The organism is Pseudaquabacterium inlustre (genome assembly GCF_038066595.1).
GTDB classification, from domain to species: domain Bacteria; phylum Pseudomonadota; class Gammaproteobacteria; order Burkholderiales; family Burkholderiaceae_C; genus Pseudaquabacterium; species Pseudaquabacterium inlustre.
In genome coordinates, this window is sequence record NZ_JBBUTH010000007.1 from 233,235 (window position 1) to 246,242 (window position 13,008).

The 13,008-nt window shown below is 73.0% G+C and carries 11 protein-coding genes; 3 read left to right on the forward strand and 8 right to left on the reverse strand.

The features are described from left to right. Positions 1-4: 4 nt before the first annotated feature. Together AACH10_RS12710 and AACH10_RS12715 are read right to left on the reverse strand one after the other, a co-directional pair. A complete protein-coding gene (locus AACH10_RS12710; RefSeq protein WP_341410795.1) occupies positions 5-1,327 on the reverse strand; it encodes a TRAP transporter large permease in 1,323 nt (440 codons plus the stop codon). Beyond that, positions 1,327-1,836 carry a TRAP transporter small permease gene (locus tag AACH10_RS12715; RefSeq protein ID WP_341410796.1) on the reverse strand — a complete coding sequence of 170 codons (510 nt, stop codon included), beginning with the start codon at positions 1,834-1,836 and terminating at the stop codon, positions 1,327-1,329. Before AACH10_RS12715 ends, AACH10_RS12710 begins: the two co-directional genes overlap by 1 nt. A gap of 125 nt (positions 1,837-1,961) precedes the next feature. Between AACH10_RS12715 and AACH10_RS12720 the strand changes: the two genes are divergently transcribed. Next, positions 1,962-2,867 (forward strand): LysR family transcriptional regulator, encoded by a 906-nt coding sequence (locus tag AACH10_RS12720; RefSeq protein WP_341410797.1) that lies wholly within the window; start codon positions 1,962-1,964, stop codon positions 2,865-2,867. A gap of 18 nt (positions 2,868-2,885) precedes the next feature. Here the strand turns inward: AACH10_RS12720 and AACH10_RS12725 are convergent, their stop codons facing one another. The 4 genes from AACH10_RS12725 to AACH10_RS12740 are packed head-to-tail and all read right to left on the reverse strand — an operon-like array spanning position 2,886 to position 7,228. Next, positions 2,886-3,362, reverse strand: a complete 477-nt coding sequence (locus AACH10_RS12725; protein ID WP_341410798.1) for a DUF2894 domain-containing protein — start codon at positions 3,360-3,362, stop codon at positions 2,886-2,888. A 19-nt stretch (positions 3,363-3,381) separates the two neighbouring features. Next, entirely contained in the window at positions 3,382-4,107 is a 726-nt protein-coding gene (locus AACH10_RS12730) for an OmpA family protein (RefSeq protein WP_341410799.1), read from the reverse strand. Further along, the gene (locus AACH10_RS12735; protein ID WP_341410800.1) at positions 4,107-6,416 is read right to left on the reverse strand and encodes a DUF802 domain-containing protein; all 2,310 of its coding nucleotides are present in this window, start codon (positions 6,414-6,416) and stop codon (positions 4,107-4,109) included. The genes AACH10_RS12730 and AACH10_RS12735 overlap by 1 nt, the downstream gene beginning before the upstream one ends. After that, positions 6,413-7,228: a DUF3348 family protein gene (locus AACH10_RS12740; protein WP_341410801.1), complete on the reverse strand. Its 816-nt coding sequence runs from the start codon at positions 7,226-7,228 to the stop codon at positions 6,413-6,415. Before AACH10_RS12740 ends, AACH10_RS12735 begins: the two co-directional genes overlap by 4 nt. Before the next feature lie 170 nt (positions 7,229-7,398). On the opposite strand from AACH10_RS12740, the gene AACH10_RS12745 reads away from it, so the two are divergent. Continuing rightward, entirely contained in the window at positions 7,399-8,721 is a 1,323-nt protein-coding gene (locus tag AACH10_RS12745) for a PQQ-dependent sugar dehydrogenase (protein ID WP_341410802.1), read from the forward strand. A 9-nt stretch (positions 8,722-8,730) separates the two neighbouring features. On the opposite strand, the gene AACH10_RS12750 is transcribed toward AACH10_RS12745, so the two are convergent. Both AACH10_RS12750 and AACH10_RS12755 read right to left on the reverse strand, forming a co-directional pair. Beyond that, positions 8,731-10,320 carry a class I adenylate-forming enzyme family protein gene (locus tag AACH10_RS12750; protein WP_341410803.1) on the reverse strand — a complete coding sequence of 530 codons (1,590 nt, stop codon included), beginning with the start codon at positions 10,318-10,320 and terminating at the stop codon, positions 8,731-8,733. 31 nt (positions 10,321-10,351) lie between these two features. Continuing rightward, positions 10,352-12,124: a thiamine pyrophosphate-binding protein gene (locus tag AACH10_RS12755; RefSeq protein ID WP_341410804.1), complete on the reverse strand. Its 1,773-nt coding sequence runs from the start codon at positions 12,122-12,124 to the stop codon at positions 10,352-10,354. A 121-nt stretch (positions 12,125-12,245) separates the two neighbouring features. Between AACH10_RS12755 and AACH10_RS12760 the strand changes: the two genes are divergently transcribed. Beyond that, a complete protein-coding gene (locus AACH10_RS12760; protein ID WP_341410805.1) occupies positions 12,246-12,920 on the forward strand; it encodes a GntR family transcriptional regulator in 675 nt (224 codons plus the stop codon). The last annotated feature ends 88 nt before the right edge of the window (positions 12,921-13,008 follow it).

Below are 13,008 nucleotides of genomic sequence, written 5' to 3' on the forward strand. Positions count from 1 at the left end.
GGGACTAAGTCAGGCGATGGACCAGCGTGAGCGCCAGCGCCGGGAAGAGGATCAGCAGCGCCAAGCGCACGGCATCGGTGATCAGGAAGGGCACCACGCCGCGGTAGGTCTCGGCCATCGGCACGTCGCGCGCCAGGCCGTTCATCACGTAGACGTTCAGGCCCACGGGCGGGAAGATCATCCCGATCTCGCACACGGTGAGGATCAGGATGCCGAACCACAGCGCCTTGTCGGCCGGGTTCAGTCCGAAGAAGTCCATGCCCATGATCACCGGGAACAGCGTGGGCACGGTGAGCAGGATCATGCTCATCTCATCCATCACGCAACCCAGCAGCACATAGAACAGCATCACCCCGGCCATCACCAGCAAGGGCGACAGCTGCAGATGGCTGACGACCTGCGCCAGCTGCGCCGGCAGCTGGCTGAGCGCCAGTGCCGCGTTGATCATGTCGGCGCCGATGAAGATCAGGAAGATCATGCCGCTGGTCTGCGCCGTGGTGCGGATGGCCTCGGCGGCCTTGGCGCGGTTGATCTCGCCGCGCGCCAGCGTGATCACCAGCGTGAGCACCACACCAATGGCCGCGCCCTCGGTGGCCGTGAACACGCCGCCGTAGATGCCGCCGAACACCACGCCGAAGATGGCCAGGATGGGCCACACGCGCAGACCTGCTTGCAGCACCTCGGCCGCACTGGCGGCCTGCGCGGCCGGCGCATGCTGCGGCTGCAGGCGCACCATCACGGCGATGGCGATCAGGTAGCCCGCCGCCGCCAGCAGCGCCGGCACGTACGCGGCCAGGAACATCTTGGTGATGTTCTGCTCGGTGAGGATGGCGTAGACCATCAGCGTCACCGACGGCGGCAGCAGCACGCCCATGGTGCCGCCGGTGGCCAGCGCCGCGGTGGCCATGCGGCCCGAGTAGCCGATGCGCCGCATCTGCGGGTAGGCCACCTGGGCGATGGTGGCCGTGGTGGCCACGGTGCTGCCGCTGATCGAGCCGAAGGCGGCACAGGCCAGCACGCCGGCCATGGCCATGCCACCGCGAAAGCGCCCCAGCACCGCGTTGGCGAAGTCGAACAGTGCCTTGGCCAGACCGCCCTGCACCGCCAGCCCGCCCATCAGCATGAACAGCGGGATCACCGACAGGTCGTACACCGACACGCGGCCATAGACCGCGCCCTTCAGGTGCGACAGCAGCGGCAGCCAGCCCGACAGCGCCACGTAGCCCACGGCACCGGGCACGAACATGGCGATGGCGATGGGCACGCGCACGGCCATCAGCACCAGCATGCCGCCGAACATCAGCAGTCCGATCTGCAGGCTGCTCATCACGCGCCCTCCGCATCGGGGCCGTCGCGCAGCATGCGCACGCACTGCACCCCGCCGATCAGCACGCACAGGGCCAGGCCCGGCAGCATCAGCGCATAGGGCAGCCACAGCGGCAGGTCCATCAGCATCGAGCGCTCCTGCGCTGCGTGGATGTCGATGCCGCCCACGGCCACGCGCCACAGCACCAGGGCCATCACGGCCGTGTACAGCGCGGTGCCCAGCAGGTCCATGCGCTGCTGGCTGGCCGCACTGGCGCGGGTGGTGAAGAAGTCGACGATGATGTTGGCGCGCCGCATCTGCGTGTACGGCAGGAAGGACGCCACCACCACGGCGCCACCCAGTTGCACCAGCTCCACGTCGCCCAGGATGGGCTGGGCGAAGAAGGCGCGTCCGATGACGCTGACCGTGGTCATGCCGGCAATGGCCAGTAGCACCAGCGCGCCGATGGCGGCACTGGCGTCGCACAGGCGGCCCAGGGCATCGCCCGGTGGGGATGAAGCGGAACTCAAGTCGTGTCTCCTCGTGCGGGGTCCCGGGGGGCGGGATCGAATCCGGCGGCAATGTAGGTTTGGGCCCGCACAGCGAGAAGATGGCGCGAAAGCCGGGGCGATAACGCCTGGTTATCATTCCCGCCATGAAGCTGAACAGCCTGCGCGCCCTGGTGGCGGCCATCGAGGAAGGCAGCCTGCGCGCCGCCGCGCGGCGCCTGGGCGTGACGCAGCCGGCACTCACCAAGCTGATCCGCGAACTGGAGCGCGAGCTGGCCACCACGCTGCTGCTGCGCAGCACCACCGGCGTGCTGGCCACGGCCCAGGGCATGGTGCTGTACGAGCGCGCCCAGGCCGCCGAGCGCGAGCTGGCCCAGGCGGTGGACCAGATCCAGCAGCTGGGCGGGCGCATGGTGGGACAGCTGACCATCGGCGCCGTGCCGCTGGCCGTGATGCTGCTGATCCCCGAGACCGTGCGCACCTTCGGCCGCGAGTTCCCGCAGATCCAGCTGCGTGTGGTGGAGGAGCTCTACATCGCCCAGCTGACGCGGCTGCGCAAGGGCGAGGTCGACATCGCGCTGGGCCCGCTGCCCGAGGCGCTGCCGGCCGGCGAGTTCACGGTCGAGACGCTGATGCCGATCTCGATGGTGGTGGTGGTGAGCAAGAGCAACCCGCTGGCCAAGGCCAAGCGGCTGGCTGACCTGGCGCAGGCGCCGTGGGTGTACACCGGCAGCAGCCCCGACTCAGGCTACGCGAAGCTGTACTACGAGCGCCACGGCCTGCCGCCGCCCCCTGCTGCCGCGCTGGTGAACAGCACGCTGGGCCTGCTGTCGATGCTGGCCGGCGGCAACTGCGTGGGCCTGATGCCCTACCAGATCGCCGTGCACCCGATGGCCGCGGCCTACCTCGACATCGTGCCGGTGGCCGAGGGGCCGTTGAAGCTGACGCTGGGCGCGCTGGCGCGCAGCGACACGGCGCTCAAGCCCAGCGTGCGGCATTTCCTGGCCCACCTGCACCGCGCCGCCCACCACCTGGGCGGCGGCCCGGCCTGACGGCATGCCCTGCGCCGCCTAACGCGGCTTGGACTCGTCCACCGGGCGCAGCTTCTTGCGCGAGGTCTTGCGTGCGGGCTTCTCGGCGACGGGCGCGGCCTTGGCCGGCTTGGCGCCCTTCGCCGCGGGTTTGGTCGGCGCGGACGGCATGGCCGGCAGCGGCGGTGGCGCCGGGGGCATCAGCGCGGCGCCGGCCTCGTCCAGCCACAGCAGCGTTTCGGCATAGGCCATGTAGCGGTTGAGGTAGGCCGGCGACAGCTGCTGCATGGCCTGCAATGCGCGCAGCACCAGGCGCTGCGAGTTCAGCGGTCCGGCGCCCTCGGGCACGCTGGCCACCGACTGGCGGATCTGCCGCTCGGTGCTGAGCTGGCCCCACAGCTGACGGAACTGCGCCAGCGTCTCCTGCGTGCCGGGCAGGCCGGCCTGGGCGCGCGCCTGGGCGATGTGGGCCAGCAACTCACCCAGCGGCGTGACCGGTGCCGCCGGCGCGGCCACGGGCGCGGGGCGCGGCCGGTCAGCGCGAGGCGGCGGAGGCGGCGTCATGGGCCACGGCGGAAGCGGACGAGGAAGCCGGTGCAGCAGCCGACGCTGCCATCGACGGCGCGCGCGGCACCGGCGCCATTTCCACGCGGCGGTTGCGGGCGCGGCCGGCGGCGTCGGCGTTCGAGGCCACCGGCTGCTCGGGGCCGAAGGCCGCGGCGAACAGGTAGGACGACGGGATGCCGAACTCGATCAGCGTGCGCGTGACGGTCAGTGCGCGCTGGGCCGAGAGTTCAAGGTTGTCGGCGAAATCGCGGTTCTTGGCGCGCAGCAGGCGGTCGTCGGTGAAGCCGCTGACCATCAGCATCTCGTTGCGCGCCGCCAGGTAGGCGCGCAGCGGCGCGGCCAGGGTCTTCAGCAGCTGTCGACCTTCGGCTTGCAACTCGTCGGAGTTGGGCGTGAACAGCACGCTGCCGCTGATGCCGATGCGGCCGTTGACCAGGGTCACGCGGCCCGAGGCCAGCGGCCCGGCCAGGGCCTGCTCCAGGCTCAGGCGCTGCTGCTCGGCGGCCTGGCGCTTCTTCACTTCCTCCTGCAGGCTGGCCACCAGGTCGAGCTGCGTGCCCAGCACCAGCACCAACATCAGCACGAAGGCGCCCAGCAGGCCGGCCATCAGGTCGCCGAACACCGCCCACACCGGCGTGCTGGCGTCCAGGCCGTCCTCGGCCAGGCCGGCGTCCAGCGGGTCCAGCGCGGCCATCAGCCGGCCTCGGCGGCAAACAGCGAGGGCTGCTGCGCCAGGCGCTGCAGGTCCTCGACGATCTGCTTCTGCGACAGCAGGCTCAGGTCGATGACCTCACGCGCCTGGGCCACGTAGTAGGCCAGCTGCTCGTCGCTGCGCGCGGTGGCCTGGCTGAGCGCGGCCTCCAGGCGCTCCAGGTGCGCGGTGAGCACCTGGCTGGAGGCGCCGAACTGCGCCACCGCACCGCCGAAGGCCTCGCCCAGGCTGGCCACGTCGGTGGCGCTGCCGGCGATCTGCGCGGCGGTGTCGGCCAGGCGGGTGGATTCGGCCTGCACGCGCTCGCCGAACTGCGCGGCGGTCTGCGCCAGCATCGCGCCCGACGAGGCCACCAGGCCGTCGATGGCGCTGCGCTGCTCGGTGGCCGCGGCGTTCACGGTGGCCAGCAAGCCGCCCAGCGTGTCGAGGATGCGGGTGCGCTCTTCCAGCAGCGCGTTGTCGCGCGCCATGCTGTCCGACAGCTTCTCGCGCAGCTGGCCGATCACCTCGGCGGCCGCGCGCGGCGCCTCGGCCACGCCGGCCATCACCGCAGCCATCTCGGCCAGCGTGTCGCGTGACTGCGCCTCGGCCTGCGCCTGCAGGCGCTGGGCCGTGGCCTCCAGCGTGGCGCAGATCTGCGCCTGCTGCGCCTGGGCCTGGGCCCCGGCCTGCTGCCACTCGGCCTGCAGCGCGCTGGCCATGCCCTGCACGGCCTGGGTCAGCGTGGCCTGGCGCTGGGCGTCCTGGGCGGCCAGGGCCTCGGTCCAGCCGGCATGGGCCGCATCCAGCCGCGCCAGCACCTCGCCCGATTGATTGGCCAGCGTGCGTGCGGCGCCGTCCAGCGCCTGGCGCAGCGCATCGGCGGCATCGCCGCTGTGGCGGCGGTGCTCGGCCAGCGCCTCGGCCCAGCCGCTGGTGACCTGCGCCATCGCGCTGTCGAAACGCTGTGACAGGCCGTCGAGGCGCTGCTCCAGCGCGCCGGCCGTGCGCTCGTGCAGCGTGGTGGTGTCGCGGCCGATGGCGTCCATCGTGGCCTGCACCACCGGCGCCAGCGTGGCGCCGGCCTGGCGCGCGCTCTCGGCCAGGCTGTCGCGCAGCGACTGGTCGACCGAGGCCGCCAGCGCGGTGTAGGCACTGCCGGCCTCGCGGTGGAACTGCGTCTGGCCGTCGGCCAGCTGCGTGGCCAGGGCTTGGTGCTGCTGCGCCAGCTGCCCGGCCAGCGTGTCCAGCTGCTGCGTCAGGCCGGTGGCGGTGCCGGCGCTGTGCTGCGCCACCTGGGCCATCGCCTCGCGGGTGTGGCCGGCCACGGTCTCGCTCACGGCCTGGCCCTGGCGCGCCAGCTCGGCCATGGCCTCGCGGCTGTGTTGGGCCACCTCGGCCGCCACCGTGCGGCCCAGGCCGCCCACCTCGGCCGCCACCGCCTGGCCATGCCGCGCCAGCTGCGCGGCCACGGCCTCGCTGTGCTGGGCCAGCTGGGTGCTGAGGGCCTGGTTCTGCTGCGCCAGCTGGGCCATCAGGCCCTGGCTTTGCTGGCCGAACTGGGTGATCAGCGCCTGCAGCTGGGCCGCCACATCGGGCAGGGCCTGGACCTGCTGCTGTTGCAGGCGCAGCGCCTGCTCACGCTGCAGCTCGCGCTGCTGGTCGCGCTGGTGCGCGGGGTGGAAGACGCGCAGCGCGCCGGCCACGGCGGCGTCCAGCGCCTGGGCCACGGCCAGGCGTTCGCGCCGGCACAGCGCCGACACCAGGCCCAGCATGGCCGATGCGGCCACGCCGGCCACCGAAGTGCCGAAGGCCACGCCCAGGCCGCGCACCGGCGCGGTGAGCGCGGCGCGGATGGCGGCCAGGTCACTGGTGGCCTCCAGCGCCGACACGGCGCCCTTGAGCGTGACCACCATGCCGACGAAGGTGCCCAGCATGCCCAGCAGCACCAGCAGGCCCACCAGGTAGGGCGTGAGGCCGGGGCCGGGCAGGGCCACGCGCTGGCCGGCGATGCGCAGCCGCACCGAGGGCGCCAGGCCGGCGGGCAGACGGGCCAGCCAGGCGTCCAGCCCGGCGGCATCGGCCGGGGCCGGGTCGGTGGCCAGGCCCTGCAGCGCACCGTCCAGCGCCTGGCTGGCCTGGTGGAAGCGGCGCAGCTCCAGCCCACCGACGGCGTAGACGGCGCCGATCAGCAGCGTCATCACCAGCGCCAGCGGGTTGGATGGCACATAGCCCGCGGCCACCCAGGCCACGGCCAGGCCGCCCAGCGCGTAGGCCGCCAGTGCGGCGCGCGTGCCGAGGTGGGCGTTCATCGGGCGGCCCCGGGTGCCGAAGACGTCGCCGGCGTGCCAGCGGGCAGGCCAGTGGCGGTGGTGTTGATCCCCGTGGCGGCGGCGTGCGCCTGCTTCAATGCGTCCATCATTCCCTCGATCGGCTTGAGCCGGATGTCCAGCTCGGCCAGCAAGACCCGTTGCACCGTGGCCCCCAGCGGCGCCGGTTCGGCGGCCTGGCCCGTGGTGCCCTCCACCCAGTCCACCTGCACCTGGCCCGGCTGGCCGCGCAGCCGGGCATGGCGCTCCAGCAGCGCCGGCACCCGGCCCAGGGCGTGGCGCTCGCGCTGCGTCATGGCCGCGTCCAGCACCTCGTCCATGGCCGCCAGCCGCGCCAGCGCCGGCGAGGCCGCGGCCAGCGCCGCACGCACCCGCTGGCGCAGCGGGCCGATGGCGGCCGTCATCGCCCGCTGGTGCAGCCCGCAGCTCAGGCGGTAGGGCGTGAAGTCGGGCGGCGCCTTGGCATCGCCGCTGCCCTCCGCCGCGCCCGGTGCATCGGGCGCGCAAAGCGCCTCGTCGCTGGTGATCGCCCGTGACAGCGTGCTGCGCACCCGCGCCAGTTCGTCGGCGGCGGCGCGTGCGGCCCTGGCGGCCAGCGCCGGCGCCACCTTGGCCGCGGATGGCGGCGCCTGCAACGCGGTGGACAGCGCGATGGCGTCCGTCCAGTCCAGCCACGGGCCCAGGCGCTCCGCCACGGTCAATGGCGATTCGGCCACATCGGCGGCGGCCAGGTCCGAGAGCAGGCGGATGAGCGTCGAGCGGGCGAAACGGTTGCGCGGCGGAGCGGACGCCATGCCGGAGAAACGGTGGAAACCAGCCCGGAACCCAGGCCGCGAAAAGCGGCGGACTCTACCATTTCCGGCCCTGCGCCCCGCCGGGGCTTGTCACCCACCGGTAACTGCGGCGCACCGGTTTGCCGCTATGGTGGGGCGATGACAACGCGCACCGCGCGTGGAGGAGACCGATGAGCTTTCACACCGTTCTGGCCCGTGCCGTGGCCCTGGTGGGCGCGGGCGCCCTGCACTGGCGCCGCCTGCAGGGCACGGTGCGCACCCAGGCCGTGGGCCGCACGCCCGAGATTCCGGCCGCCCGGCCGCAGGGCAAGCTGCCCACGTTGAAGATGCCCACCGCCCAGGGCTGGGCCGACGGCCAGAAGCCCAGCGCCGCCCGCGGCCTGGCGGTGAACGCCTTTGCCGCCGGGCTGAAGCACCCGCGCTGGATCCAGGTGCTGCCCAACGGCGACGTGACCGTGGCCGAGGCCATGCAGCCCGGCGGCCAGCCGCGCACGCTGTTCGACCACGCCATGGTGGCCACGATGAAGCGCGCCGCCGCCGTGGGCGACAGCCCCAACCGCATCACGCTGCTGCGCGATGCCGACGGCGACGGCACGGCCGAGCAGCGCCACCTGCTGCTGGAACACCAGCGCCAGCCCTTCGGCATGGCCTGGCTGGACGGCACGTTCTACGTCGGCAACACCGACGGTGTGATGGCCTTCCCCTTCACGCCCGGTGCCACGCGCATCAGCGCCGAAGGCCAGCGCCTCGCCACCTTCAAGACCCGCGGCCACTGGACGCGCAGCCTGCTGCCCAGCCCCGATGGGAAGCGCTTGTACGTGGGCGTGGGCTCGCTCAGCAACATCGCCGAGCATGGCTTCGAGGCCGAGGAAGGCCGCGCCTGCATTTACGAGCTGGACCTGGCCAGCGGCGCCAGCCGCATCTATGCCAGCGGCCTGCGCAACCCGGTGGGCCTGGCCTGGGAGCCGGGCACCGGTGCACTGTGGACGGTGGTGAACGAGCGCGACGGCCTGGGCGACGAGACCCCGCCCGACTACCTGAGCAGCGTGCGCGACGGCGGCTTCTATGGCTGGCCGTACTGCTACTGGGGCCAGACCGTGGACGACCGCGTGCCGCAGGGCACGGCCGAGGCCCAGGCCCTGGTGGCCCGCGCCATCACCCCCGACTACGCGCTGGGCGGCCACACCGCCAGCCTGGGCCTGTGCTGGATGCCGGCCGGCACCCTGCCCGGCTTCGACGTAGACGGCATGGTCATCGGCCAGCATGGCAGCTGGAACCGCAGCACGCTCAGCGGCTACCGCGTGGTCTTCGTGCCCTTCGCCAACGGCCAGCCGGCCGGCGCGCCGCGCGACATCCTGTGGGGCTTTCTGGCGCCCGACGAGTCGGTGTCCTACGGCCGGCCGGTGGGCGTGGCCATCGGTCCCGATGGCCGCTCGCTGCTGGTGGCCGACGACGTGGGCGACGTGATCTGGCGCGTCAGCGCGGCGCGCTGAACCGGCGGATCAGCCGGCCAGCCCCGGCTGCGCCAGCATCTGCACGCGCAGCCGCCGGTGCTGGATCTTGCCGGTGGCGGTGCGCGGCATCTGCGTCTCGGCGATGAAGGCGTAGTGCCGCGGCCGCTTGTAGCCGGCGATGCGCTCACGGCACCAGGCTTCCAGGTCGGCGCGCTGCGCCAGGCCGGCCGCGCGCAGCACCACCACCGCCATCACCGCCTCGCCCCACTTGGCATCGGGCACGCCCACCACGGCCACGTCCTGCACGGCCGGGTGGGCGGCCAGCACGGCCTCCACCTCGGACGGGTAGATGTTCTCGCCGCCGCTGATGATCATGTTGCTCTTGCGGTCGACCAGGTGGATGAAGCCCTGGGCGTCGCGCCGCGCCATGTCGCCCACCGAGCACCAGGCACCGCGGAAGGCCTGGGCCGTCTTCTCGGGGTCGCGCCAGTAGCCGTCGAACACGTAGGGCGTGCGCGAGAACAGCTCGCCGGCCTCGCCGTCGGGCACCTCGCGGCCCTGCTCGTCCAGCAGGCGGATGGCGCCCGAGCCGGCCCACTCGCGGCCCACCGAGCCCAGGTGGTCGATCTGCTCGTCAGGCCGCAGCACGGTGACCCAGCCGGCCTCGGTGGAGCCGTACAGCTCGAACAGCCGGCCGTTGGGAAACAGCTCGAGGATCGCGCGCTTGGTCTCCACCCGCGCCGGCGCCGACGACACCAGCAGCTTGCCCACGCGCGTGAGGTCGTGCCGCGCCTTCACCTCGGCCGGCAGGCCCAGCATCATGATGTAGTGCGTGGGCACCAGCGACGTGAAGCTGATGCGCTCGCGCGCCAGCAGGCCCAGCAGGGCCTCGGGGTCGAAGCTGGGCCGGTCGTCGACGACGATGGTGGCGCCCAGCATCGCGAAGGTGACGCTGAAGTACAGCGAGTTGGCATGGCACAGCGGCATCACCAGCAGGCCGTTGTCATGTGCGCTCAGGCCGAACTCCAGCGCGGTGGCCAGGGCCAGCAGCGCATTGCCGGCGTGGCTGCGCATCGCCCCCTTGGGCCGGCCGGTGGTGCCCGAGGTGTACATCAGCGCGAACAGGTCGCCGGGCAGCACCTCCACCTCGGCGTCGGCCGGGCGGGCCGCATCGATCAGCGCCTCGTAGCTGCGCCAGCCGGCCGGCGGCGCGGCGCCCGCAGCGCCCTCAGCGCCACCGAAGTGCACATACGCCGCGGCGTCGATCGGCAACCCGTCGCGGATGCCGTCCACCACGCCGCGCAGGGCCTCCTGCACGATGAAGGCCCGCGCCTGGGCGTGCTGCACGATGTAGGCGATCTCGGCGCCCACCAGGCGGAAGTTGACCGGCACGGCCACCAGGCCGGCGCGCGCCAGCGCCACGTAGATCTCCAGCCACTCGGCGCAGTTGTAGGCCAGCAGGGCCACACGGTCGCCCTTGGCCAGGCCCAGGCCCCGCAACGCATGGGCCAGGCGCGTGGCGCGCGCGTCCCACTGGGCGTAGCTGAGCGTGCGGCGGCTGTCGCGCACGGCCAGCTTGTGCGGCTGGGTGCGCGCATGGGCGGCCACCGATTCGGCGAGGGTCAGCAACTGGTTCATGTCGGCACGGGCCCCGGCGTGGTGGGCGCCCTCAGGCGCGGCGGGCCTGCTCGGCCTCATCCCAGGCGGTGAGGGCCTGGCGGTCGGGCACCCAGCCCAGGCCCTTGCCGGCGTCCGAGCTCAGCGCATCCTGCGTGGTCACCACATCGATCAGCGCCGGCGCGTGGGCCAGCGCGTCCTCGATGGCGCCCTTCAGCCGGGCCGGATCGGTCACGCGTTCGGCGTGCAGGCCGAAGGCGCGGGCCATCGCGGCGTAATCGCTCCAGGCCAGCGTGGTGCCCACCACGCGACCGCCGTAGTTCATCTCCTGGTCCAGGCGCTCGATGTTCCAGGCCGCGTTGTTGGAGACGATGAACACCGCCTGGGCGCCATGGCGCGCGGCGCTGTCGATCTCCATCGCATTGATGCCGAAGGCGCCGTCGCCGGTGATGGCCACCACCTGGCGGCCGGGGTGCAGCAGCGCCGCCGCCACGGCATAGGGCGTGCCCACGCCCAGGCAGCCGAAGGCGCCGGCGTCGAGGTAGTGCTTCGTCTCCAGCCCCATGCGGGCGAAGCTGAGCAGGTCGCCGCCGTCGGCGATGGTGATGGCATCGGGCGCGAGCACCTGGCGCAGCGCCGCGAAGATGCGGTTGGGGTGCATGTGGCCATCCTTGCCGGCCGGCGCGCTGGCCATCGCCTCGGCATGCCGGGCGGCGCGCTTGACATGCTCGGCGCGCAGCGCGGCGGTCCAGGCGGTGTCGAGCGCGGCCGAGGGGCGGCCCAGCGCGTCGGCCAGCGCCACCAGCGCCAGGCCGGCATCGGCCAGCAGCTCCACCTCGCCACGGCGGTTGTCGCGGAGTTCGTCGGCATGGTCGGCAATGCGCACGAAGCGCGCCGCCTTGAACACCGCTGGCGAGCCGTAGGCCATCTGGTAATCGAGCTTGCGGCCCACCACCAGCACCAGGTCGGCCTCCTGTATGGCCTTGGCACGCACCGCGCCCACCACGGCCGCGTGCGCGCCATCCACCAGACCGCGGCTTTCCTGGGTGTCGAGGTAGACGGCGCCGCTGGCGTCGAGCAGGCGGTTCAGCGCCGCGCCGGCGCCGCGCGCGCCCCGGCCGGTGACCACCAGCGGCCGCCTGGCGGCACGCAGCAGCGCCGCGGCTTCGGCCACCCCGCCGGCATCGGGCGCCACCGCCGGGCGCTTGCGGGGTGCCAGGTGCTCGGGCAGCACCAGGGCCGGGTGCACCTGCTGGCGCAGCACGTCGGTCGGGATCTCCAGGTACACCGGCCCCGGCGCGCCGCCGTCGCCGTCGGCGATGGACCAGGCCTTGTCGAGATCGCGTGCGATCTGGTCGGCCGTGCGCAGCGTGCGCGCCAGCCGCGTGACCGGCTGCAGGATGGCCACATGGTCGATGCCCTGCAGCGGCCCCAGGTCGTCCTGCGGCACCGGCGGGCAGCCGCCGATCAGCAGCACCGGCACGCGCTCGAGGTGGGCATGGGTGATGGCGGTGACGCAGTTGGTCACGCCCGGCCCGGCCGTGGCCATGGCCACGCCCACGCCGCCCGACAGCTGCGCATGGGCATGCGCCATGTGCACCGCGGCGCCCTCGTCGCGCACGTCGACGATGCGCACGCCCAGCTGCGCCAGGTGGTCCCAGATCGGCTGGATGTGGCCGCCCTGCAGGCCGAAGATGCGGTCGACGCCGCGCGCCACCAGGAAGCGGGCGATGACCTCGGCCACGCTGCGGTGGCTGATGGTCGGCGTGGTGGTCGGCGTGGAGGTCGAGGTGGACGTGGCGGCGGGCGAGGCAGAAGCGGTCAAGGCAGGCTCCGTCAGGGAATGACCGGCACTCTAGGCTTTTGAATTCAGAATTCGATCCGGGTTGTCACCAGTGAATTCTGAATTCAGAGTTCCGGATGTCGCCGCTTGCTACACTGCCGCGATGAAAGCGCTGACCCCGGCCCCCAACCTCGTGGAACAGGTGCGCGACGCTGTGCTGGACGGCATCGCCGGCGGGCAGTTCGCCGCCGGCGAGCGCCTGATCCAGGAGCAGGTGGCCAAGGCGCTGGGCGTGTCGCGCCAGCCGGTGCAGCAGGCCTTGCTGCTGCTGCGCAACCAGGGCGTGCTGCTGGAAGCCCCCGGCCGCGGCCTGGTGGTGGCGCCGCTGGAGCCCGACCAGGTGCAGCACATGTATGCCGTGCGCGCGGTGATCGAGGGCCTGGCCTGCCGCCTGGCCGCCGAGCACAACGCCGCCGCCGCGGCACGCCAGGGCCCGGCGCTGATCGAGGCCGGCCGCAAGGCCGTGGCCAGCGGCAACGTGGCGCGCATGGTGGCCGCCGACCTGAGGTTCCACGCCTTCGTCTACACGCTGTCGGGCAATCCGCTGATCGGCCCGGCCATGGCCACGCACTGGACCCACACCCAGCGCGTGATGGGCGAGGTGCTGATCAAGGACGAGACGCCACGCGACATCTGGGACCAGCATGCCGCCATCCTCGACGCCGTGGCGCGTGGCGACGGCGCCCAGGCCGAGGCACTGGCGCGCACCCACATCACGCAGGCGGCCGATTTCATGGTCACGCGGCTGCGGCAGGAACGGGCCCGCGCCGCCGGCTGAACGGCTGCACGGCCGGACGGCCACCCGGCCGGGGTGTACCCGGTGCGGGTCCGTTCCCGCGCCTTTTGTTCCCGCGCCATTTGTCACG

Coding starts and splice junctions, on each gene's coding strand:
- AACH10_RS12740 (WP_341410801.1), bottom strand. CDS start 7,228: ATGGCGTCCGCTCCGCCGCGCAACCGTTTCGCCCGCTCGACGCTCATC.
- AACH10_RS12730 (WP_341410799.1), bottom strand. CDS start 4,107: ATGGCCGCGCTGGACCCGCTGGACGCCGGCCTGGCCGAGGACGGCCTG.
- AACH10_RS12710 (WP_341410795.1), bottom strand. CDS start 1,327: ATGAGCAGCCTGCAGATCGGACTGCTGATGTTCGGCGGCATGCTGGTG.
- AACH10_RS12735 (WP_341410800.1), bottom strand. CDS start 6,416: ATGAACGCCCACCTCGGCACGCGCGCCGCACTGGCGGCCTACGCGCTG.
- AACH10_RS12745 (WP_341410802.1), top strand. CDS start 7,399: ATGAGCTTTCACACCGTTCTGGCCCGTGCCGTGGCCCTGGTGGGCGCG.
- AACH10_RS12760 (WP_341410805.1), top strand. CDS start 12,246: ATGAAAGCGCTGACCCCGGCCCCCAACCTCGTGGAACAGGTGCGCGAC.
- AACH10_RS12720 (WP_341410797.1), top strand. CDS start 1,962: ATGAAGCTGAACAGCCTGCGCGCCCTGGTGGCGGCCATCGAGGAAGGC.
- AACH10_RS12750 (WP_341410803.1), bottom strand. CDS start 10,320: ATGAACCAGTTGCTGACCCTCGCCGAATCGGTGGCCGCCCATGCGCGC.